At 68.9% G+C, this 19,811-nt stretch carries 19 protein-coding genes and 2 pseudogenes; 4 read left to right on the top strand and 17 right to left on the bottom strand.

Translation table 11 applies throughout. The features are described from left to right. From AC1DKV_RS36695 to AC1DKV_RS36645, 11 genes are all read right to left on the bottom strand, one after another. Window positions 1-862: VOC family protein (locus tag AC1DKV_RS36695; protein ID WP_477139328.1), on the bottom strand; the 862-nt coding region annotated here is incomplete at its 3' end. Between the two features lie 58 nt (window positions 863-920). Then, a complete protein-coding gene (locus AC1DKV_RS36690) occupies window positions 921-2,396 on the bottom strand; it encodes an aldehyde dehydrogenase (protein WP_477139327.1) in 1,476 nt (491 codons plus the stop codon). Between the two features lie 37 nt (window positions 2,397-2,433). After that, a complete protein-coding gene (locus tag AC1DKV_RS36685; protein WP_441618219.1) occupies window positions 2,434-3,240 on the bottom strand; it encodes an aspartate dehydrogenase in 807 nt (268 codons plus the stop codon). 12 nt (window positions 3,241-3,252) lie between these two features. Further along, window positions 3,253-5,013, bottom strand: coding sequence for a thiamine pyrophosphate-binding protein (locus AC1DKV_RS36680; protein WP_477139326.1), 1,761 nt, complete (start codon window positions 5,011-5,013; stop codon window positions 3,253-3,255). Then, window positions 5,006-5,809, bottom strand: a complete 804-nt coding sequence (locus AC1DKV_RS36675) for an SDR family oxidoreductase (protein WP_477139325.1) — start codon at window positions 5,807-5,809, stop codon at window positions 5,006-5,008. The genes AC1DKV_RS36680 and AC1DKV_RS36675 overlap by 8 nt, the downstream gene beginning before the upstream one ends. Window positions 5,810-5,814: 5 nt before the next feature. Further along, window positions 5,815-6,645: an IclR family transcriptional regulator gene (locus tag AC1DKV_RS36670; RefSeq protein ID WP_441643374.1), complete on the bottom strand. Its 831-nt coding sequence runs from the start codon at window positions 6,643-6,645 to the stop codon at window positions 5,815-5,817. Between the two features lie 70 nt (window positions 6,646-6,715). Continuing rightward, the gene (locus AC1DKV_RS36665) at window positions 6,716-7,252 is read right to left on the bottom strand and encodes a cupin domain-containing protein (protein ID WP_477139324.1); all 537 of its coding nucleotides are present in this window, start codon (window positions 7,250-7,252) and stop codon (window positions 6,716-6,718) included. Window positions 7,253-7,269: 17 nt separating this feature from the next. Further along, window positions 7,270-8,040: an SDR family oxidoreductase gene (locus AC1DKV_RS36660; RefSeq protein ID WP_477139323.1), complete on the bottom strand. Its 771-nt coding sequence runs from the start codon at window positions 8,038-8,040 to the stop codon at window positions 7,270-7,272. Then, window positions 8,033-9,100 (bottom strand): Rieske 2Fe-2S domain-containing protein, encoded by a 1,068-nt coding sequence (locus AC1DKV_RS36655; RefSeq protein ID WP_477139322.1) that lies wholly within the window; start codon window positions 9,098-9,100, stop codon window positions 8,033-8,035. Before AC1DKV_RS36655 ends, AC1DKV_RS36660 begins: the two co-directional genes overlap by 8 nt. A gap of 120 nt (window positions 9,101-9,220) precedes the next feature. Next, the gene (locus tag AC1DKV_RS36650; RefSeq protein WP_477139321.1) at window positions 9,221-9,526 is read right to left on the bottom strand and encodes a recombinase-like helix-turn-helix domain-containing protein; all 306 of its coding nucleotides are present in this window, start codon (window positions 9,524-9,526) and stop codon (window positions 9,221-9,223) included. A gap of 211 nt (window positions 9,527-9,737) precedes the next feature. Next, complete coding sequence (locus AC1DKV_RS36645) at window positions 9,738-10,607, bottom strand: alpha/beta fold hydrolase (protein ID WP_477139320.1); 870 nt, start codon at window positions 10,605-10,607, stop codon at window positions 9,738-9,740. A 490-nt stretch (window positions 10,608-11,097) separates the two neighbouring features. Here AC1DKV_RS36645 and AC1DKV_RS36640 point away from each other — a divergent pair, with 490 nt between their 5' ends. Next, a complete protein-coding gene (locus AC1DKV_RS36640) occupies window positions 11,098-12,192 on the top strand; it encodes a porin (RefSeq protein ID WP_477139319.1) in 1,095 nt (364 codons plus the stop codon). A 69-nt stretch (window positions 12,193-12,261) separates the two neighbouring features. Continuing rightward, window positions 12,262-13,245, top strand: a complete 984-nt coding sequence (locus tag AC1DKV_RS36635; RefSeq protein ID WP_477139318.1) for a Bug family tripartite tricarboxylate transporter substrate binding protein — start codon at window positions 12,262-12,264, stop codon at window positions 13,243-13,245. 59 nt (window positions 13,246-13,304) lie between these two features. Here AC1DKV_RS36635 and AC1DKV_RS36630 read toward each other — a convergent pair whose 3' ends face one another. Together AC1DKV_RS36630 and AC1DKV_RS36625 are read right to left on the bottom strand one after the other, a co-directional pair. Further along, on the bottom strand, window positions 13,305-14,426 hold the full coding sequence (locus AC1DKV_RS36630) for an NADH:flavin oxidoreductase/NADH oxidase (RefSeq protein WP_477139317.1): 1,122 nt from the start codon (window positions 14,424-14,426) through the stop codon (window positions 13,305-13,307). Window positions 14,427-14,546: 120 nt separating this feature from the next. Next, window positions 14,547-15,161, bottom strand: coding sequence for a TetR/AcrR family transcriptional regulator (locus tag AC1DKV_RS36625; RefSeq protein ID WP_477139316.1), 615 nt, complete (start codon window positions 15,159-15,161; stop codon window positions 14,547-14,549). Between the two features lie 231 nt (window positions 15,162-15,392). Here AC1DKV_RS36625 and AC1DKV_RS36620 point away from each other — a divergent pair. Beyond that, window positions 15,393-15,761: pseudogene (locus AC1DKV_RS36620) on the top strand (lecithin retinol acyltransferase family protein); the annotation flags it as partial. A gap of 35 nt (window positions 15,762-15,796) precedes the next feature. Here the strand turns inward: AC1DKV_RS36620 and waaC are convergent. Beyond that, window positions 15,797-16,795: a lipopolysaccharide heptosyltransferase I gene (gene waaC / locus AC1DKV_RS36615; RefSeq protein ID WP_477139315.1), complete on the bottom strand. Its 999-nt coding sequence runs from the start codon at window positions 16,793-16,795 to the stop codon at window positions 15,797-15,799. A gap of 104 nt (window positions 16,796-16,899) precedes the next feature. Next, window positions 16,900-17,505 (bottom strand): cysteine hydrolase family protein, encoded by a 606-nt coding sequence (locus AC1DKV_RS36610; protein WP_477139314.1) that lies wholly within the window; start codon window positions 17,503-17,505, stop codon window positions 16,900-16,902. Window positions 17,506-17,641: 136 nt separating this feature from the next. Between AC1DKV_RS36610 and AC1DKV_RS36605 the strand changes: the two genes are divergently transcribed. Beyond that, window positions 17,642-18,514: a LysR family transcriptional regulator gene (locus tag AC1DKV_RS36605; protein WP_477139313.1), complete on the top strand. Its 873-nt coding sequence runs from the start codon at window positions 17,642-17,644 to the stop codon at window positions 18,512-18,514. Between the two features lie 62 nt (window positions 18,515-18,576). On the opposite strand, the gene AC1DKV_RS36600 is transcribed toward AC1DKV_RS36605, so the two are convergent. Together AC1DKV_RS36600 and AC1DKV_RS36595 are read right to left on the bottom strand one after the other, a co-directional pair. Further along, window positions 18,577-19,179, bottom strand: coding sequence for a TetR/AcrR family transcriptional regulator (locus AC1DKV_RS36600; RefSeq protein WP_441618187.1), 603 nt, complete (start codon window positions 19,177-19,179; stop codon window positions 18,577-18,579). Between the two features lie 139 nt (window positions 19,180-19,318). After that, window positions 19,319-19,811 (bottom strand): annotated as a pseudogene (locus AC1DKV_RS36595) (hypothetical protein); the annotation flags it as partial.

Genomic DNA, 19,811 nt, shown 5'->3' with positions numbered 1-19,811 from the left:
GTTCCCAGTGCGCATCGAGCTGGTCTTCGTCGGCGTAGTACTCKATCAGGCCGCCGGCCGGGTTCTTGAAGTACCAGAAGTAGGCCGAGGAAATCGGATGCCGGCCCGGGCCAAGCTGCGTGTCCCAGCCGCTGCGCGACACATGCAGGCCGCCGCCGAATACCTCATGGATATCGCGCACGGTGAAGGCCACGTGGTTCAGCCCGCTCTTGGCCTGCGGCAGCTGCAGCAGGAACAGGTCGTGGTGGCCGCCGTCGGGCGCGCAGCGCAGGAAGGCGCCGCGGCCCGGATAGTGGTCCGACGGCACGAAGCCCAGTTTCTCCGTGTAGAAGCGCTCGGTGGCGGCGACGTCCTTGACGAAGAACACCACGTGGCCCACTTCGATCGGCGTGGCGCGCTMGTAGATCGGGCTGCGCTGGTTCAGGCGCGGCTTGTCGTTCCAGGTGTTCATGGCGGCGCACTCCACTTCGATCTCGCGCTTGCGCGTGAGCTGGAAGCGCACGGCCAGGCCGTTCGGATCGGTGCAGCCCACGCGCTCGCCCTCCACACCGCGCGCGCCGTGTTCGCCGATGGCGACAAAGCCGGGTTCGGCGCGGATGGCGTCGGCAAGCTTGTCGAGTGCCGCCTGCGTATCCACCCCCCACACCACTTCGCGCAGCGTCGGGCCCGCTTCCATTGCCGCCGGCAACGCAGGATCGTCGGTGCGGCGCACCAGCACGCGGCAGCCGTTGAGCGTTTCGAAGTCCAGCCCGGCCGCGTCCTCGCGCACCAGCGTGAGGCCCCAGTCGGCGAAGAAGCGCCGGCAGGCGTCCAGGTCGTCGGCACCGTAGACGATCTCGTCGATGCCCAGAATCGTGTTCATTCCCATCTCCTGCTCTGCTCTCTTTGCTTGCTGCATTGTTCGTGACCTGCGCACCGGCTCAGTTGGCCCACGGCAGCGGCTGCTCGTGCATGCCCCAGTASACGSTCTTCTGCTCCATGTACTGCAGGATGCCCAGGCGCCCCTTCTCGCGGCCCAGGCCACTGTCGCGCCAGCCGCCGAACGGCGTGGAGATCGAGAACTGCTTGTAGGTATTGATCCACACATTGCCGGCCTGCACCGCGCGCGCGAAGCGCCAGGCGCGCTTGTAGTCGCGCGTCCACACGCCAGCGGCCAGCGCGTACACGCTGTCGTTGGCCTGCGCGATCAGGTCGTCCTCGTCGTCGAAGGCCATCGCCACCAGCACCGGCCCGAAGATTTCTTCCTGGCAGACGCGGGCGCTGTTATCGAGCCCTTCGATGATGGTGGGCGTATAGAAGTAACCGTTCTCGCAGCCCGCCACCGTGGGACGCAAGCCGCCGGTGCGCAACTGGCCGCCTTCGGACACGCCGAGCGCCACATACGATTCGATCGAGTCGCGATGGCGGTCGCTGATCAGCGGCCCCATCTGGGTGCGCTCGTCGGCCGGATCGCCCACGCGCAGGCGCGCCGCACCCTCGGCCAGGCGTTCCATGAAAGCCTCATACAGGGAACGTGCCACGAACAGGCGCGAGCCGGCGATGCAGGATTCGCCCGAGGAACTGAAGATGCCGTACAGCACGCCGTTGACGGCGTGGTCCAGGTCCGCGTCCTMGAACACCATGGTGGGCGACTTGCCGCCCAGCTCCAGCGACACCSGCATCATCTTGTCGGCGGCGATGTGGGCGATATGGCGGCCCGTCGACGTGCCGCCGGTAAAGGACACKCGGCGCACCAGCGGGTGCTTGGTGATGGCGTCGCCGATCACCGAGCCCTTGCCGGGCAGCACGCTGACCAGGCCCTTGGGCACGCCGGCCTCTTCGCAGATGGCGGCGAGTTCCAGCGCCATCAGCGGCGTGATCTCGGCTGGCTTGATCACCACGGCGTTGCCGGCGGCCAGCGCCGGCGCCAGCTTCTGCGCCTCGCTGGCGATGGGCGAGTTCCACGGCGTGATCGCCGCCACCACGCCCATGGCTTCGTGCACGCTCATGGCGAGGAAATCGCCGCGCGCCGGCGTGAGCGTTTCCTCCAGCGTCTCGCACGCGGCGGCGAAGAACTGGAAGGTGCCGGCGGCGCTGGCCACCAGCGCGCGCGTCTCGCTGATGGGCTTGCCGTTGTCCAGGCGCTGGCGCTGCGCGAGCGGCTCGGCGCGCGCGCGGATCAGGTCGGCCACGCGATGCAGCACGGCGGCGCGTTCGTGGGGCTTGCGCTGCGCCCAGCCGCTGGTGAGGAAGGCGCGGTGCGCGCCCTGCACGGCTTCCTCCACGTCGTCCAGGCTGGCCGCGTTCAGTTCGGCGACGACCTCGCCGGTGGCGGGATAGCGCGTGGCGTAGCGTTCGCCGCCGCCCAGGCGCCACTGGCCTGCGATGCAGATGGGGAGAATTGCTTGCTTCATCATGATTGCCTTGCTGGCCTGGTCTGGCCTGTCTGCCTGCTTAAATCGACATGGCGTGCGCGCGGTTGCCCAGCGCGCGCACCACGCTGAACACCGTCAGCGCCGAGGTCTTGGGGTTGGCCGCCAGCGGCTTGCCGCGCATGGTCAGCTCGAAGCCGCCGAAGGCGCCACGCGCCTCCACGTGGTGCACGTTTTCGTCCACGCCCGGATCGGCCAGCAGCTTGACCTGCGTATGGTCCAGTCCGAGCCCGGCCATCGACAGCGTGGCGGCCACGTTGGCGTTCTTGGGGTAGAGCCGCGCGGCCTCGCGCGCGGTGCCTTCGAAGATCACCGTGGCCTCGGTCAGCGCGTCGAGATCGACGAGCGCCTCGGCCGGCGTGTCCTTCCACGCGCCGGGCGGCTTGCGCCCGGTGTAGATCACCGCATCGAGCCCGCCCACGCGGGCCGCCGCCAGTGCATCGATGGCGCCGATCGCGCCGGAGAGCAGCTGCACCTGGGTGCCGCCGCGCCGCGCCGCCGCTTCCAGCCGTTCGGCCAGGCCCGGCTCCGACAGCGCGCCCACCGAGACCACCAGGCAGGCGATGCCGCGCTCCAGCGCCGGCACGATGTGCTCCTCCAGCGCGTGGTGGCCGGCACACTCGACCAGCAGGTCGGGGCGTCCGTCGGCCTGGCTCAGGCAGGTCGCCACGCGGGCGCGTGGCGCCAGCGCGGAGACTGCGTCGCGGGCCTGGTCCATCTGGGCCTCGGGCACCACCACCACGTCGAACACCACGTCCGGATCGCTCTTGAGCAATTCAAGCACACCGCGCCCGATCGCTCCGCATCCCACCATCGACACATGCAGCATGTTGCGTCTCCCTCAGGCCGTCACGGTGCCGCGCTCGGCGGCGCGCGCCTTGTCTGCGTCCGCGTCGGCTTCCTTGTTGACCGGCGGGCCGGCKAACGCGGTCTTGAAGCTGCCGATGGAGAGCATGTCGATCTCCAGCAGGAACGGACCGGGTTCGATGGTCGCGTCTTCCAGCGCACGGCCGACCTCGGCCAGGTTGCTCACGCGGCGGTGGCGCAGCGCAAGCGCCTGCGACAACTGCGCGTAGTCGGGCGTGTGCAGGTCCACATAGTGGCGGCGGCCGCCGTATTGCGCGTCCTGGATGTTCTTGATGACGCCATAGCCCTTGTCGTTCATCAGGACGAAGACCACGTCGGCGCGCTCCTGCACCGCGGTGGCCAGCTCGCCCAGGTTGAGGATGAAGCCACCGTCGCCGGCCAGGCAGAAGGTTTTCTTGCCCGAGGCCGTGACCGCCGCGCCGACCGCCGCGCCGATGCCCATCGCCAGGCCCTGGCCGATGCCGCCGCCCAGCGCATGCACGCCGGCGCGCGGATCGAAGATGCGCAGCTGGCGATTGCCCCAGGTGCTGTTGGACACGGTGACGTCGCGCACCCAGTTGAAGTTCTTGCCCACCGCGCCCTGCAGCGCTTCGACCAGCGCCGCGTACGGGCCCAGGCCGTCGATCAGGCCGCCCATGGCGGTGTCGTGCGCGCGGCGCAGGTCGGCGGCGAAGGCGGGGTCCACCTTGAGCTTGCCTTCGAGCCGGTCGGCCAGGCCTTCGAGGGCCAGCGCGGCGTCGCCGCAGACGAAGTTGTCGGTCTGGTAGCAGCGGCCTTCGGCCGAGGCGTCCGCATCCACGCGGAACAGCGGACGCGGCAGCTTGAGTTCGTACTTCAGCGTTTCATTGCCGCGCAGGCGCGAGCCCACCACCAGCATGGCGTCGCAGCTCTGGTAGAACTGCTCCACCGGCTTGTGCAGGTTGAAGGCGCCCAGCGAGCGGGGATCGTCTTCTGCCACGATGCCGCGGCCTTGCGTGCTGGTCACCACGCCGAAGCCCAGCGCCAGCAGKCGCTTGACCTGCGCGCCGGCGTGGCGCGCGCCGCCGCCGAGCCACAGCAGCGGGCGGCGGGCCCTGGCCAGGCGCTCGGCCAGTTCGTCCAGCGCCTGCGCAGACGGCACGTGGGCCGGCACGGCCAGCGGGCGCAGGTCGGCCGGCATGGGGATCAGCGCGGCCTGGATGTCGATGGGAATCTCGACGCTGACGGGGCCGGTGGGCGCGGTCAGCGCGGTCTGCACGGCCAGCTTGATGGTGCTCAGCGCGGTGTCCGCGCTACGGATGCGGAAGGCGGCCTTGGAGATGGCCTTGAGCATGGTGAGCTGGTCCGGTGCCTCGTGGATGTAGGCCAGGCTCTGGTCCAGGTACKGCGTCTCGATCTGGCCGGTGAGGTGCAGCAGCGGCGTGCCGGCGGTCAGCGCTTCGACCATGGCGCCGGCGGCATTGCCGGCGGCCGTGCCGGTGCTGGTCAGGCAGACGCCGAGGCCGCCGGTGGTGCGGGCACAGGCATCGGCCATATTGGTGCCGCCCGCTTCGCCGCGCGCCGGCACGAAGCGGATCTTGCCACGCTCGCCCATGGCGTCGAGGATGGGCATGTTGTGGATCGAGATCACGCCKAACGCAGCCTTGACGCCGCACTGCTCGAGGAAGGCGGCGATGGCATGGCCGACCGTGACTTGTTGTTGGTCCTGCTGCGGTTGCTGCAGTTGCTGCTGTTGCTGATGTTGTTCGTTACGCATGACGGGAAAGTCCTCCGGAAATATCGATGTGGCTGCCCGTGGTGTACGAAGACAACGGCGAGGCAAGGAACAGGATCGCGCGCGCSGCTTCCTGCGGCAGGCCAAGACGGCCGAGCTGGATATGCTTTTGCTGCGCCAGGCGCGCGGTCCACGCGGCCCAGTCCAGGTGGCGGTCCTCTTCAGGACGCGCCTCGAAACGGCGGCGCCACTGGCCCGACTCGACCAGGCCGAGCAGGATGCCGTTGACGCGGATGCGCCTGGGCGCGAATTCGGTGGCCAGCGAGCGCACCAGGTTGTGCACGCCCGCACGTGCCGCCGAAGTGGCGACCATGTGCGGCTCGGGCTGTACCGCCAGCAGCGAGTTCACGCACACGACGGCGGCGCTGTCGGRGCGTTCGAGCTGCGGCAGGAAGGCGCGCGTGGCATGGATCACCGAGAAGAACTTGAGCTGCAGTTCTTCGAGCCAGGCGGCGTCTTCGGTGTTGGCGAAGGTGGAGACGCGGCCCTGCCCTGCGTTGTTGACCAGCATATCGGCCGCACCGAGCGCGGCCTCGCTGGCAGCGGCGAAGGCCTTGACCTGCTCCGGCTGCAGCACGTCGCAGGCCGCGGCGAACAGGCGCGCCTGCGGGAAGCGCGCKCGCAGCCTGCCTTCGGCTTCGCGCAGGCGCGCTTCATTGCGCCCGCACATCGCCACGGCGGCGCCCGCCTCCAGCAATAATTCCACGGTGGCCAGGCCGATGCCCGAGGACCCACCGGTGACGACGGCAACCTTGCCGCCGAGTTCAATCATGGACATCAGTCTCACTCCCGATACAAGTTGACCACCTTGGCGAGCTCCTGCGGCCGGTAGTCAAGCAGGCGAGACAGCTCGCCCGCGGTGTCTCTGACTTTCTCCACCATCGTGTCCAGCAGCGCCGGGTCGATGCGCGCTGCGGGGATGGTGACGCCGAGCGCGGCTACCACCTTGCTGGTGCGGTCGCGCACCGGCGCGGCGATGGTCGAGATGCTGGCCTCGAAGAACGCTTCCTGCAGCACCACGCCGCGCTCGCGGTCGCGCTGCACCATCTCGAACAGCGCTTCCACGGTGCCAGGCGTGCTGGGCGAAAACGATTCGAGCCGGGGCTCCGGGTACAGCGCGCGCAGCTCCGCCAGCGTGAGGTCTTCGAGCAGCACGCGCCCGAGCACGGTCGCATGCGCCGGCAGCCGCGTGCCGACCGTGACCGAGCTGGAAAACGGCGTGGGCGCCACCGACTTGGCCACGTAGACGATGGAGCGACCGTCGCGCACCACCAGATTGCACGGATAGCGGATATCGTCGCGCAGGCGGTCGAGCACGGGGCGGCCCAGTTCGGTCAGCTCCAGCGAGGCCAGGTACTCGAAGCCCAGGCGCAGCACGGCCATGCCGAGGCGGAACTCGCGCCCGCCTTCGGTGCGCTCCACGAAGCCCATCATCTCCAGCGTGGCGAGCAGGCGGAACACGGTCGAGCGCGGCACCTTGAGACGGCGCGCCAGGTCGGCCGCGGTCAGCGTGCGGTCGCGGCGGCTGAACTCGGCCAGCAGGCGCAGGCCGCGTTCCAGTCCGGGCACGATGTACTTGTCCTGGATGTCTTCCGGCAGGCGTTCTTGGTTCATGAGTGGCTCGTGTCTGCGTGATGCCGGCGCGTGCATGGCTGGTTTGCCCGCGGCGCCGGCGCTTTCACGCTCAGCGCTTGATCTGGGCGAGCGGATGCTCGGGCGGATAGGTCGGCGTGATGGGCTTCTTGGCGCCGAGCATCACGCACATCAGCGCGTCTTCCTCGCCGATGTTGATCTCCTCGCGGTACACGCCCGGCGGCACCGACACCAGGTCGCGGTCGGTCAGGATGGTTTCGAAGCGCTGGCCGTCCTTCTCGAGGACCAGCTTGATCTTGCCGCGCAGGATGAAGAAGACCTCTTCCACATCGGTGTGCAGGTGCGACGGGCMCTCGTGGCCGGCCGGAATGATCATGGTCGAGAAGGTGAAATTCTCGGACGGCACGGTATTGGTGTCGGCCGCCACGCCGGTGCCGCCGGTGCCGAGATAGCGCATCTGCGCACGGCGGTACTTGGGGTCGTGGTCGGCCTGGAACTTCAGCGCGTCCCAGTCGTAGCGGCGCGTGGAGAAGCGTGCCACGCGGCCCTCCATCCACTGGTCGAAGGAAGCGCCTTGCGGCTGCTCCCAGGAACGCTTGATGTTTTCTTGTTGGGAAAGATCGCTCATTTGGTTTCCTTCTTGGCTCAGTGCATGACGAAGCCGCCGTTGACGGCCAGCGTCTGGCCTGTCACGAAGCGCGACAGGTCGGAGAGGGCGAACAGCACGGCCCCGGAAACATCCGCGGGGAGCTGTTCGCGCGAAATCGCGCGTTGTTCGCGATAGAGGTCGCGCCTCTTCTGGGGCACGTATTCGGTGGCCTCGACCATGGTCAGGCCCGGCGCGATGGCGTTGACGGTGACGTTGTCGCCGCCGAGTTCGCGCGCCAGCGAGCGGGTCATGCCGATGATGGCGCTCTTGCTGGCCACGTAKGCCAGCAGGTTGGGCGCGCCCCACAGCGGCGTGTCCGAGGCCAGGTTGACGATGGCGCCGCGGCCCGATGCGCGCAGCGCCGGCAGGCAGGCGGTGGTCATCAGCCAGGTGCCGCGCACGTTGATGTTCATCACGCGGTCCCAGGTGGCGATGTCGATGGCCGATGCGTCGCGGCCGCCCGAATCGGTCACCGCGGCATTGTTGACGAGGCCATCCAGCCCGCCCAGCACGGCCACCGCTTCGGCGGCGCAGGCCTTCACCGATTCGGGGCTGCCGAGGTCCAGCACGATGGGCACGACGTTCAGCCCGCGCGCCTTCAGCGTCGCGACTTCTTCCTGCAGGCGCTCGGCCAGGATGTCGGCCATCGCCACCGCGGCGCCGGCTTCGGCGATCTGCGTGGCGAAGTCCAGCCCGAGCCCGCGCGCCGCGCCGGTCACCAGCACGCGGCGGMCGGCCAGCAGCTTGTTGCGGTTGGTCTCAGGCATGGCTCGCCATCCCGCCGACGGGCTTGAGCATGGCGACCGGCTCGTCCGCGACTTCCTGGTCGGCACGGCGGCGCAGCAGGCGGCGCACGCGGGTGATACCCACGTCGTGCTGGTACAGCGTTTCGTGGTCGCGCGCGTTCGGCGCCATCATTTCCAGCACCACGCGGTCCTGCTCCAGCACGTCCCAGTGCAGGCCTTCGAGGCGGTTGCGATACAGGAAGCGCCACACGTCGCGCTCCCAGCCCTGCACGTGGCGGGTGCGCCAGAAGAACACCATGCAGTGGTCCTCGTCGACCGGCGTGGCCATGCCGACGATGCCGAACGGGCCGCCCGGGCCGACCTTGGCGCGGTAGGGGATCGCCAGGCGCAGCCACAGCGTGCCGGTCTCGCCGAACTCGACCCAGTCGAAGTTCACGCCGCGCTGGCCGGTCTTCTCGAACACCAGGCCGGTGTCGGTCTCGCGCACCGACATCACGGCCTGCTTCTCGCCGCTGGCCATCGAGTGCGAGACCGCGTGCAGGTAGGCCCCGTGCATCGGGTCCATGACGTTGTCGATGGCGTAGCGGTAATTGCAGTCCCAGTGCGCCACGCACAGGAAATGGCTGTGCTCGTCGCTCTCCAGTTCTTCCGGCAGGCGCAGCGCGTCGGCACCGCCCTCGCCTTGCACCGGGGCGCGCTCGCCGAACCACAGGAAGATGGCGCCGGCCTTTTCCTGCACCGGGTAGCTGCGCACGCAGGTCTTGCCTTCGAGCGGGCAGCTATCCACCGCCGGCACGCTCTTGACCTGGCCGTCGCMGCCGACTTCCACGCCGTGGTACCAGCAGGCCACGCGGTCGCCGAGGTTCCAGCCCATCGACAGACGCGCACCGCGGTGCGGGCAGCGGTCTTCCAGCGCGTGGACCTGGCCGGCGCCGTCGCGCCACAGCACGATGTTCTGGCCCAGGCGCGTGATGCCGATCGGCGCGTGCGCGACCGCCCACGAGGCGGACACCGGATACCAGTAGTTATGCAGACCGCTGTTCAGGCGCGCTTCAGCACGCGCTTGCTTGTTGGATTCCATTGTTTGCTCTCTAGCCTCTTGCGGGTACCGGATCGGATCGCAGTTGCGAAGATGGGGCGTCTTGCCGTGCCGCCTGCCGTCGCGATCGCGTTGATGTTGTTGGCGTCGGGCCGGCCTGCCCTACGCGCCGAGCCGGCGCAGCTCGGCGAGCAGGCGCTCTTCGMTCCAGGCCTGGCCGTCGGCGCCCAGGAAGCCGGCCTGGTTGAAGGCGCGCACCAGGTCTGCCGGGTTCAGGGCACCGGCTTCGAAGGCGGCTTCCAGCGCATCGCCGAGCGCGTTCTCGTAGGCGGTCGGCGCCGCGGCGCGCGTTTGCCACACGACGTTGGCCACCTTGCCCGGCTGCTCGATGTGGCCCTTGCCGGCGACGTTGTTCGGCGCCGGGCGCTCCCACGGCGCCAGGTTCGGGTTGTATGCGAGGTCTTCCATTGCGCTGCTCCTATGCACCTTCGTTGCCTGCTGTCTCATCCGTGTTTTGTTTTACTGGTAAAACACTGATTTAAATATTGAACACAGACACCACTATAGACAACGAAACTTCAAAAATAGACTGGGGTTTACCCTTTGATTTGACGACTATCCGCAGGAAGCGGCCAGGCCGGGCCGCAGCCTGGATCTGGGCGAGCGCCGGGCGCGCGGATCAGCTGCGGATCCAGCGCGCCACCGCTGCGGCCTGCTCGACATAGCAGGCGTGGCCGGCATCGGGGATGAGGGCGAACGGCAGGTCGAAGCGCTCGGCCAGCGCCGCACCGGCCGGCGGTGGCGYCACCACGTCCAGCGCGCCGCAACCCACGCGCACGCTCGCGCCCTGGGGCCGCTGCCGCAGGTAGTGCTCGATGGCGTCGCCGCACAGCATGGCCACCGCCTGCCGGTAGCCGCCCGGATGGAGCCGGCGCATGTTCCAGCTCACCCAGGCCCGCGCGTCGGCGCCGGCCGCGCCGCTCAGCAGCCGTGCCGGCCCGCGTTCGGCGAGGCCTTCCACGCCGACGGCGGCGAGCGCGTCGAGGCGTTGCCGTTCCACTTCAAGGGCCTTGTCTTCCTTGCCGGCGCCGCCGTAGCCCTGCGCGGGGCTCAGCAGCAATGTGCGGGCGGGCAGCAGTGCGGGGGCCGCCTCGGCAAGKAAAGCGCAGGCCATCAGCGCGCCCAGCGAATGACCCACGATGACATCGGGCCGCACATCCAGCACGCGCAACAGGTCCTGCAGGCGCCGGCCGTAGTCGGCGGCGGACGGCGCGGCCACCGCCAAAGGCTGCGAGTTGCCGTAGCCGGGGGCGTCMCACGCGATCACGCGCGCGTCGGCCGCCAGCAGGCTGGCGCAGGGCAGCCACGAAGCCGCCCCGGAACTGATGCCGTGCAGCAGGACGATCACCGGGCCGCGCTTRCCGCCGCTGCGGTAGGCGACTTGCGCGCCAGCGGCGGTGACCACGCGTTGTTCGGTGAAAGCGCTGTCCAGGGCGCGCAAGAGTTCCGGCACGGGTTGCGGGATTGCGGGCGAGGTCTTTTGTTCCATATATGAAACTTTAGTTTTCAGATAAAACCTAGGAAATATAGACCGGCCTTCGGGGAAGCGTKATCCGGGTTAACCCCGCGACGAAAAATTTCTCCGCAAGCCGCATTGCGGCTCGTCGTCCCGACATCCAGGCATTCTCCCGCTCCCCGTTTTTCCGCATGGCCAAGCCGGCGGCGCCTTTCGGAGCGGCGGACCGCCCTGGCAATGGCGCGGGCCGGGCCTGCCGCGGCGCATCAACCGGCACATGCGCGCCGCCGCCCGTGCAGCGCCGCCGTCGCTTCCCGACATCACTAGGGATTTCCCGCTCCTGCCATTCGCGAGATCACCAGCTATATTTTGCTCGTTGTTTCTTATGTAATCTGATGTTTTACCTATAAAACATAAAGCGGAAAAGTGCATGCTTTCCTCATGCGCTCTTTCCGCCGCGCACGGTCTCGCAGAGCACCGCGGCGCCCTTACACCACATGGCAGAAAAGAGAGGAATCGTTAAATGAAACTTGGACGGATMGCGCTGGCTGCCCTGGCAGCGGTGCCCATGCTTGCCTCGGCCCAGTCATCGGTGACGCTGTATGGCGTGGTCGATACCGGCATCGAATACGTGAACAACGTCGGCGCGGCAAAGGACAACCTGTTCCGCATGACGACGCTGACCGGCACGGTGCCGTCGCGCTGGGGTATCCGCGGGACCGAAGACCTGGRCGGCGGGCTCAAGAGCCTGTTCGTGCTCGAGTCCGGCTTTGCGCCGGATTCCGGCAGCGCCAACCAGGGCGGCCGCCTGTTCGGCCGCCAGGCGCTGGTAGGCTTGTCCGGCCAGTGGGGTCAGGTGGCCCTGGGCCGGCAGTACACCATGCTGTTCTGGGCCACGCTGGACCCGGACATCCTCGGGCCCAATGTATTCGGCTCCGGCTCGCTCGACAGCTACCTGCCGAATACGCGCGCCGACAACGCGGTCTCGTACAAGGGCACCTTCGGCGGCTTCACGGTGGGCGCGACGTACAGCTTCGGACGCGACTMGGTCAACGCCGGCCCGAGCCCTTCTGGCGCAAATTGCGCGGGAGAGAACCCGGCCAACCACACGCAATGCCGCGAGTGGTCCGCGCTGCTGCAGTACGACAACAAGACATGGGGCGTGGGCGCGGCCTACGACTCGCTGCGCGGCGGCCCCGGCGCGTTCGCAGGCCTGACCAGCAGCAGCCTGCGCGATGACCGCCTCTCGCTCAACGGCTACATGCTGCTGTCCAAGGCCAAGCTMGGCGCCGGCGTGATCCGCCGCGACAACCAGGGCAGCCCGACGCCGCGCAGCGACCTCTGGTACGCCGGCATGGCCTACGACATCACGCCCGCGTTCACGCTGGCTGGCCAGCTCTACTACCTCAAGTATCACAACAGCGACAACAAGGCGATGCTGTACGCGCTGCGCGGCACCTATGCCTTCTCCAAACGCACCTCGGTGTACGCCACCGCGGGCTATATCGACAATGGCGGGCAGTCGGCCCTGTCGGTGAGCGGCGGCGCGCCTGGCTCCAATCCGAAGCCGGGCGGCTMGCAGCTGGGCGCGATGCTCGGCATCAAACACACGTTCTGAGCGCCAGGGCGCCGGCAGGCGCCTGCCGGGCCGCGGCCCGGCATGAAGTMAATCGAGAGGGGGTATCCCATGAAGTCCGCAATCCGCATCCTGCTTGCCGCCATGGCGGCGACAAGCGCCCTGCTGGCGCCCGCCGCGAGCCACGCGCAGGCCTATCCCGCCAAGCCCATCACGCTGGTGGTGGCCTATCCCGCCGGCGGCGATACCRACGTGCTGGCCCGCCTGATCGCCGAGAAGCTGTCCGCACGGGTGCATCAGTCGGTGGTGGTCGAGAACCGCACGGGCGCCGCCGGCACCATCGGCAGCGCCTACGTGGCCAAGGCCCCGGCCGACGGCTATACGCTGCTGGTCGCGCCCAATACCGTGGCCATCGCGCCGCTGGTGCTCAAGAGCGGCACCGGTGCCGCCTACGACGTGCGCGCCGACTTCACGCCAGTGGCGCAGCTTGGCGTGCAKTCGCTGTTCGTGGTGGTCGGCAAGGGCACCGGCATCACCAGGCTGCCGGACCTGGTCGCGCGCGCCAGGGCGGGCAGCCTGCAGACGTACGCGAGCCCGGGCAACGGCTCGCCGATGCATATCCTGGGCGAGCTGTTCAACAAGGCTGCGGGCGTGAAAATCTCGCAAGTGCCCTATCGCGGCACCGCGCCGGCGGTGGTCGACGTACTGGGCGGCCAGGTGCCGATGACGTATATCACGCTGGGCGCGGTATCCCAGTACATCGGCACCGGCAGCATCGTGCCGCTGGCGGTGGCGGACCTGAAGCGCTCGCCGTTCGCGCCCAACGTGCCGACGCTCGCCGAGCTTGGCTACAAGGATGTGGAAATTGGCGCGTGGCAGGCGCTGCTGGCCCCGAAGGGGCTGCCGCCCGAGCTGGTGAAGACGCTGAACGCCCACGTCAACGACATCCTGAAGATGCCTGACGTGGTGGCGCGCATGGCCACCATCGCGGTCACGCCCGTGGGTGGCGAGCCGGCCGTGCTCGGCAAGCTGATCGCGTCGGACGCTACGCGCTACAGCAAGATCGTGAAGGAGTTCGGCATCCAGGCCGACTGAGCCTCGCCGCTGCCGATGCGGCGTGGAACACGGGCCCGCCTTGCGCGGGCCCGTTTGCGTCAGCGCTGGCCGAAGCTGGCGCCGAAGAACAGGTCCTTGTACTCGCGCGGCTGCGAGCGCCAGTATTGCCTGGGCGCGTGGACCTGCGCGCCGAGCTTCGCCGCCGCGTGCCATGGCCAGCGCGGATCGTAGAGCATGGCGCGCGCCAGCGAGACCACATCCGCCTCGCCGTTGGCGATGATGGCCTCGGCCTGCTCGGGTTCGGTGATCAGGCCCACCGCGATGGTCGGCAAGCCMACTTCGGCCTTGACCMGCTGCGCGTAGGGAACCTGGTAGCCCGGTCCGAGCTTGATGGCCTGCTGCGGCGAAACGCCGCCGGTGGTCACGTGGATGGCCGCGCAGCCGCGCGCMTTGAGCGCCCTGGACAGCGCCACGGTGCCGTCGATATCCCAGCCGCCCGGCACCCAGTCCGTGGCGGAGATGCGTACCCACACCGGCTTGTCGGCCGGAAACGCGGCGCGCACGGCGTCGAACACTTCGAGCGGGAAGCGCATGCGGTTTTCCAGGCTGCCGCCGTATTCGTCGTCGCGCTTGTTGGCCAGCGGCGAGAGGAACTGGTGCAGCAGGTAGCCGTGCGCGGCGTGGATCTCGATGCCGTCGAGGCCAAGGCGCGCGGCACGCTGCGCGGCGGCCACGAAGTCTTGCCGGATCTTGTCCATGCCGGCGCGGTCGAGCGCCTGCGGCGGATCTTCACCCTCGGCGTGCGGCACCGCGGATGGCGCCAGCGTCTTCCAGCCACGCGGCTCGTCGGGACGGATCTGGCTGCCGCCATCCCACGGCGCCTGGCTCGACGCCTTGCGCCCGGCATGGGAAATCTGGATGGCAATGGCGATCGGCGCGTGCGCTCGGGCCGCGGCAATCACCTTGCCCAGCGCGGCTTCGTTGGCATCCGAGTAGAGGCCCAGGTCCTGCGGCGTGATGCGCCCTTCCGGCGATACCGCCGAGGCCTCGATGATCAGCAGCCCCGCGCCGGACAGCGCGAGCTGGCCGAGATGGATCATGTGCCAGTCGCCGGCCGATCCGTCTTGCGCCGAGTACTGGCACATGGGTGCAATGGCGATGCGGTTTTCGAGCCGCAGGTTTCCGATCGAAAGCGGCTGGAACAATTGACTCTGGCTCATGGGGCACGGCTCCTTGCGGTCTGTGGCATGCGCGGCAGGCGCCGCACGCGCGTCTCGGGCGTCCCGGCCATTCTAGAACGGCTGCGTTTTCCGCGTCGGCGCGCGAAGCAGATGCTGCCGCTATGGCGCGCGCCCCGCGCCGGGCAGAGGCGGCAGGCCCAGCATGCCGAGCACCGGCCTGACCGCGCCCTCGAGCAGCGCGCGCTGCGGATTGATCCGCGCCAGCACGCGCACGCCGAGCAGCACCGCCAGCAGCTGGGTCGCGGCATCCTCGGCCGGCAGCACCTGCGGGACCTCGCCACTGGCTTGCCCCGCCGTCATGCAGCGCTGGAAGAAACGCTTGAGCTGGTCCAGCTCGGCKACGATGKCGCGCTGCAGTTCCTCGTCCTCGGGCGTCGACTCCACCGCCGCGTTGACCAGCATGCAGCCGCGATGGTGCTCGTCGGCGAGCGAGCGCTCGACGATCTCGCCGAAGAAGGCGGCAATCGCATGGCCCGGCGGCAACGCCGACTCCAGCCGGTCGATCCGGTCATGCAAGGTCTTGCCCAGGTAGTGTTCCAGCGCGCGCCGGTATAGACCGCGCTTGTCGCCGAAGGCGTTGTAGAGGCTGGGCTGCGTCAGGCCAGTCAGCCGCACCAGGTCGCGCGTGGAGGTGGCCTCGAAACCCTTGGCCCAGAAGGCATCTCCGGCGGCGTCCAGTACCTGCTGCTCATCGAATCCGCGCGGTCGCGCCATGGTGGTTCCTTGCCGTGTGATCAGGTGACGTGGTTTGCATCTGGGAACGAAGGGAATGACGTTTTCTATCGTTCGCAACAGAACGATTATATATCGATTKATACATAACACAAGACGGCCGCCCTGTCTGCYGGGTGCCCGGGCGAAGCCGCTGTTTGATCAAATGATCGAAAGCCGGTCCCGGGCGGCATGCTGCGGCGTGCGTCGGCGTGCGTCCGGGCGGGGCGACGCAGTGGCCGCGTGGTGCACTACGCCGGACTGGCGCATGGCTGGCGCAGCGGCCCCGTCGAAGAACTGGCCCCGGACCGGTTCGCMGCCGGCGGCGGCATCGAAGTCAAGGCCGTGCCGCTGAGCGCGGACATCGGCGAAGAAGCCGTCCGGCGCGCCCGCTCGCGCCTGGGCGAAGACCGCTACCGGCTGCTGACCAACAACTGCGAGCACTTCTGCTCGTGGTGCCTCTACGGCGAGAGCCACAGCGAACAAGTGCAGCGATGCCTGGCGCGTCCGCTGATGGCGCTGCGGCTGCTGGGTGCCATCGCCGCGACGTGGTGCCGCGGCCTGCGGGCCGCGCGCCCCGATGCCGTCGCCATGCCCGCCTGATGCCCGCCTGATGCCCGCCTGTTAGCGCGCGCCGCTCAGGCCATATGGGTGGCGCCCGGCTGGGCGCTGCGCTCGCCCGCCGTGACGTGGGCGATGGCGTCGAGCACTTCGCTCACTTCCGGCACCACGCCTTTCGCGCCGACGGACACCGACTGCCCCGGCGTGCTGATGCCGAAATGCTGGCTGTCGGTCACGGTAAACAGCATGACCGAGGGCTTGCCCAGCGCATCCGCCAGATGGACGAAACCCGTGTCCGTGCCGACCACCAGGGCCGCGGCATCGACGCGTTGCGCGCATTCGGTGATGGTCATGCGCGGCAGCACCTCCGCGCCCGGGATTTCCGCGGCCAGTGCTTCGGATTCCGCGCGCTCGGCCGGCGACCCCCACGGCAGCTGGATCTTGTAGCCGCGGCCCGCCAGTTCCCGGCCCACGGCAATCCACCGTTGCGCCGGCCATTTCTTGGCCTCGACCGAGGTGGCATGGAAGAGCATCGCGCGCGCAATGCCGTCAGCGTTCAGCGGCGTGGCGGGCGCGGGCACGCGCAAGGCATAGTGCTCGGCGGCATCGATCGGGTATCCCAGCGCGTTGGCGACCACCATGCGCATMTTGTAGCGCGCCGTGGCATCGCCATGCGGCCCGAAGATCTGCGTATAGGCAAAGACGGCGCGCGCCTCGCCGAGGTATTCGGCCGCGTAGCCGAGCCGGCGGCGCGAGCGCGCAAGCCAGGCCACGATGGCGCTCTTGTAGACGCCATGCACGTCCACCACCACGTCGTACTTTTCCCGGCGCAGCTGCCAGAGCGCGCCGATGATGGCACGCAGGTCGGCCCAGCTGCGCGACTTCTTGAAGCCGCGCAGCGGCGGTGCGATCACGCGATCCACGTCCACGGCCCAGCGCGGGATATCCGCGCAGGAAGCGTCCGCCACCCAGTCGATCTTGGCCTCGGGGTAGGCGCGGCGCAGGTCGGACACCAACGGCAATGTGTGGACCATGTCACCCAGCGAGGTGATCTTGATGACGAGAATGCGTTTCATGGGCGGTTCGGATAGCGGAGGAACGGGCCGGGAGCCGGCGAGGCCGTAGTATGCACCAGCACCCCAGCCGGCGCACCCCCGCGGCGGGCGCCCGGTCGCCCGGCCTAAGCCCAGACCGCCGGGCTCGCCACCACCGTGGCAAAACGGTCGTTCAGCGCGACCAGCGCCCCCCGGTGGACCTCGTGGGCCGCAAGCGGCGCGCCGCCCAGAKGATCGGGCAGGTCACGCGTGGCGCAGGCCGAGGCGACCACGGTCGTGCGATAGCCGTGGTCGAGTGCCGAGCGCACCGTGGCGCTGATGCACATATGGGTCTGGAAGCCGCCCACGATCAGCTCCTTGCGCCCGAGCCTTTCCAGCAGCGCCGCCAGCGTGGTGCCGGCGAAACTGTTCGGCAGGCTCTTGACCACGGTGTGCTCGMCCGCGCCCGGCTCGAGCCCTTCGATGATCGCAGCATAAGGACCTTCCGGATCGAAAGCGCCGCCGCTGCCGGGCCGTCCGTGATGCACCACGTGCACCACAGGGCTGCCGTGGCGCCGCGCCAGCGCCAGCAGATCGGCGCAGGCAGCGGTGGCGGCAGGCATGCCGGTCAGCGGCAGCTTGCCGTCCACATACTCGCGCTGGTGGTCCACCAGCACCAGCGTGGCGGCCTCCCAGGCCGAAGGGGCGCGGCTGGCGCCGGCAAGGTCGAGCAGGGTAAAGGGGGTGGACATCGTGACTCCTTTCTTGCGTGCAGTGTGCAGATGGCGGCCCCGCCGGGGCCGGCAGGCGCCGTCCTGGCGTCTACCGTGCAGGCGATGATAGGCCGCGCTATCCTGTTCGGCAATTCTCAATCCGCTCACATTCACTGTGCAAAAACGTTCACTGCATTGGGACGACCTGCTGACCTTGTCCACGCTGATCCGTACCGGCAACTACTCGGCCTGCGCGCGCGAACTGGGTGTGACGCACGCCACCGCAATCCGTCGCATCCGGCGGCTGGAGAGCGCGCTCGGCAAACMGGTGGCGACGCGCACCGAAGGCGCTTTCGCCCTGTCGGCCGCCGGGCGCGCGGCGCTGGCGGCAGCGCAGCAGATGGAAAATTCGGCCGAGCGCCTGCTGCGCGAGGTGGAGGATGCGGGCGCGGGCGTCTCCGGCGTGGTCAGCATCGCCTGCACGGCGGCGCTCGGCAGTCACTTCCTCACCCCGCGTTTGTCCACGCTGTACCGCGCCCACCCGCAGCTCGAAGTCAGGCTGGAGACGGACAACCGCATCGCCAGCCTGGCGCGGCGGCGCGCGCACCTGGCGGTACGGCTGGCGCGGCCGCAGGAACACGACGTGATTGCGCAACGCGCGGGCAGCATGGGATTCGGCCTCTATGCGCCGGCGCGGGCGGCCGATGCGGGACCCTGGCCGCAAGCCGAGCTCGCGGCCGCGCCGCTATGCGGGCTGCTCGACGAAGGGCTTGCGCTGCCGGAATCGGAATGGACGCACAGGGCCGCCGCGCGTACCGGTTTCCAGTCGAACAATATGCTGGCGGTGCACGAGGCGATCTGCAGCGGGCTTGGCATCGGGCTGTTGCCGCACTACCTGGCGCGCGGCGATGCGCGGCTGGCGCTGGTGCGCGAAGTGCCCGAAGTGGTGCGGGAGATATGGCTGGCCTATCCGCAGGAGTTTCGCGGCGCGTCGCGCTTCCGGCCGGTGATCGAGTGGCTTGCGCACACGCTTGAGACCTGCCCCTGAGATGACGGGCCAAAGCAAACGCCCGCCATGCGGCGGGCGTTTGCTTCGTCGGGACCGCGCGCTCAGGCAGGCATGGCTTGCGCGCCGCGGGCGGACCCCGGGGCGGCTACCGAAGCGGTCAGCAGGTCGGCCGCGGCCTCGATCCGCTGCGGTGCGCCGAACAGCCGCGCCACCACAAGTCCGCTCTGCAGCGCACCGAGCACAGCCTGCGCCATCGATTGCGCCGATATCGCGGCAGCCGTCTGCTGCGTGGCGTACACGCTCTCGAACAGGCGCGTGAGCCAGGATTCGTTCACGCGATAGTACTCCTTGAGCACCCGGTGCACGGGTTCCGGCAACATCAGCGCCTCGGTCGACAGCATGCCGACCAGGCAGATGCCGTCGCCGCCCGCCGAATCCAGCCACGGCTTCAGGAATTCGCGCGCCTGCGCTTCCGGCGGCAGGGCCGCGTCGATGTGGCGCACGCGTTCGCACACGCGGGCGCTGTATTCCGTCACGGCAGCCTCGACCAGGTCTTCCTTGGACGGGAAGTGGTAGTGGATGCTGGAGGTCTTCACACCCACTCGCTCGGCCAGGTCACGATAACTGAAGCCATTGAAACCCCGCTGACCGACCAGCACCAGCGTGTGCTCGAGCAGTTGTTCGCGTACGGATCGGGTTGTCATATGGCATGCATCCGCATTTCGGCGGACCCTCTTGACGTCGTTCAKAACAAAAACAGATCACACGGCGAAGGGACCGGAAACGCCGGCCGTTCGCCGCGTGCCCCGCTCCCGACTGCGGAAGCGGGCACCTTGACTTCGCTCAGGCGTTGGCGCCTTCGGTGAAGACATCGAACTTGCCGGTGCGGGCGCCATCGGTGAAGGCATCGCGGTTGCCGCTGCGCGCGCCATCGGTATAGCCGTCGCGGTTGCTGATGCGCGCCGGGCTGGCCGATACGCCGACGCGGTCCAGGCCGGCCACGATACGGGCGCCGTCGGTGTACGGGTCGAACTTGCCTACGCGGGCGCCATCGGTGAACGCGTCGCGGTTGCCGTTGCGGGCGCCGTCGGTGAAGGCGTCGCGGCTGCCGTTGCGCGCCGGGCTGGCCGACACGCCGACGCGGTCCAGGCCGGCCACGATACGGGCACCTTCGGTGTACGGGTCGAACTTGCCGGTGCGGGCGCCGTCGGTGAAGGCGTCGCGGTTGMCGTTGCGGGCGCCGTCGGTAAAGGCATCGCGGCTGCCGTTGCGCGCCGGGCTGGYCGACACGCCGACGCGGTCCAGGCCGGCCACGATACGGGCACCTTCGGTGTAC

The organism is Cupriavidus sp. 05T41, from assembly GCF_056396525.1.
This window is presented reverse-complemented; position numbering and strand designations above follow the sequence as displayed.

What these genes read in the sequence shown, in the direction of transcription:
- AC1DKV_RS36685 (WP_441618219.1), bottom strand. Translation starts at nt 3,240, where the DNA reads ATGCTGCATGTGTCGATGGTGGGATGCGGAGCGATCGGGCGCGGTGTG.
- AC1DKV_RS36670 (WP_441643374.1), bottom strand. Translation starts at nt 6,645, where the DNA reads ATGAACCAAGAACGCCTGCCGGAAGACATCCAGGACAAGTACATCGTG.
- AC1DKV_RS36600 (WP_441618187.1), bottom strand. Translation starts at nt 19,179, where the DNA reads ATGACAACCCGATCCGTACGCGAACAACTGCTCGAGCACACGCTGGTG.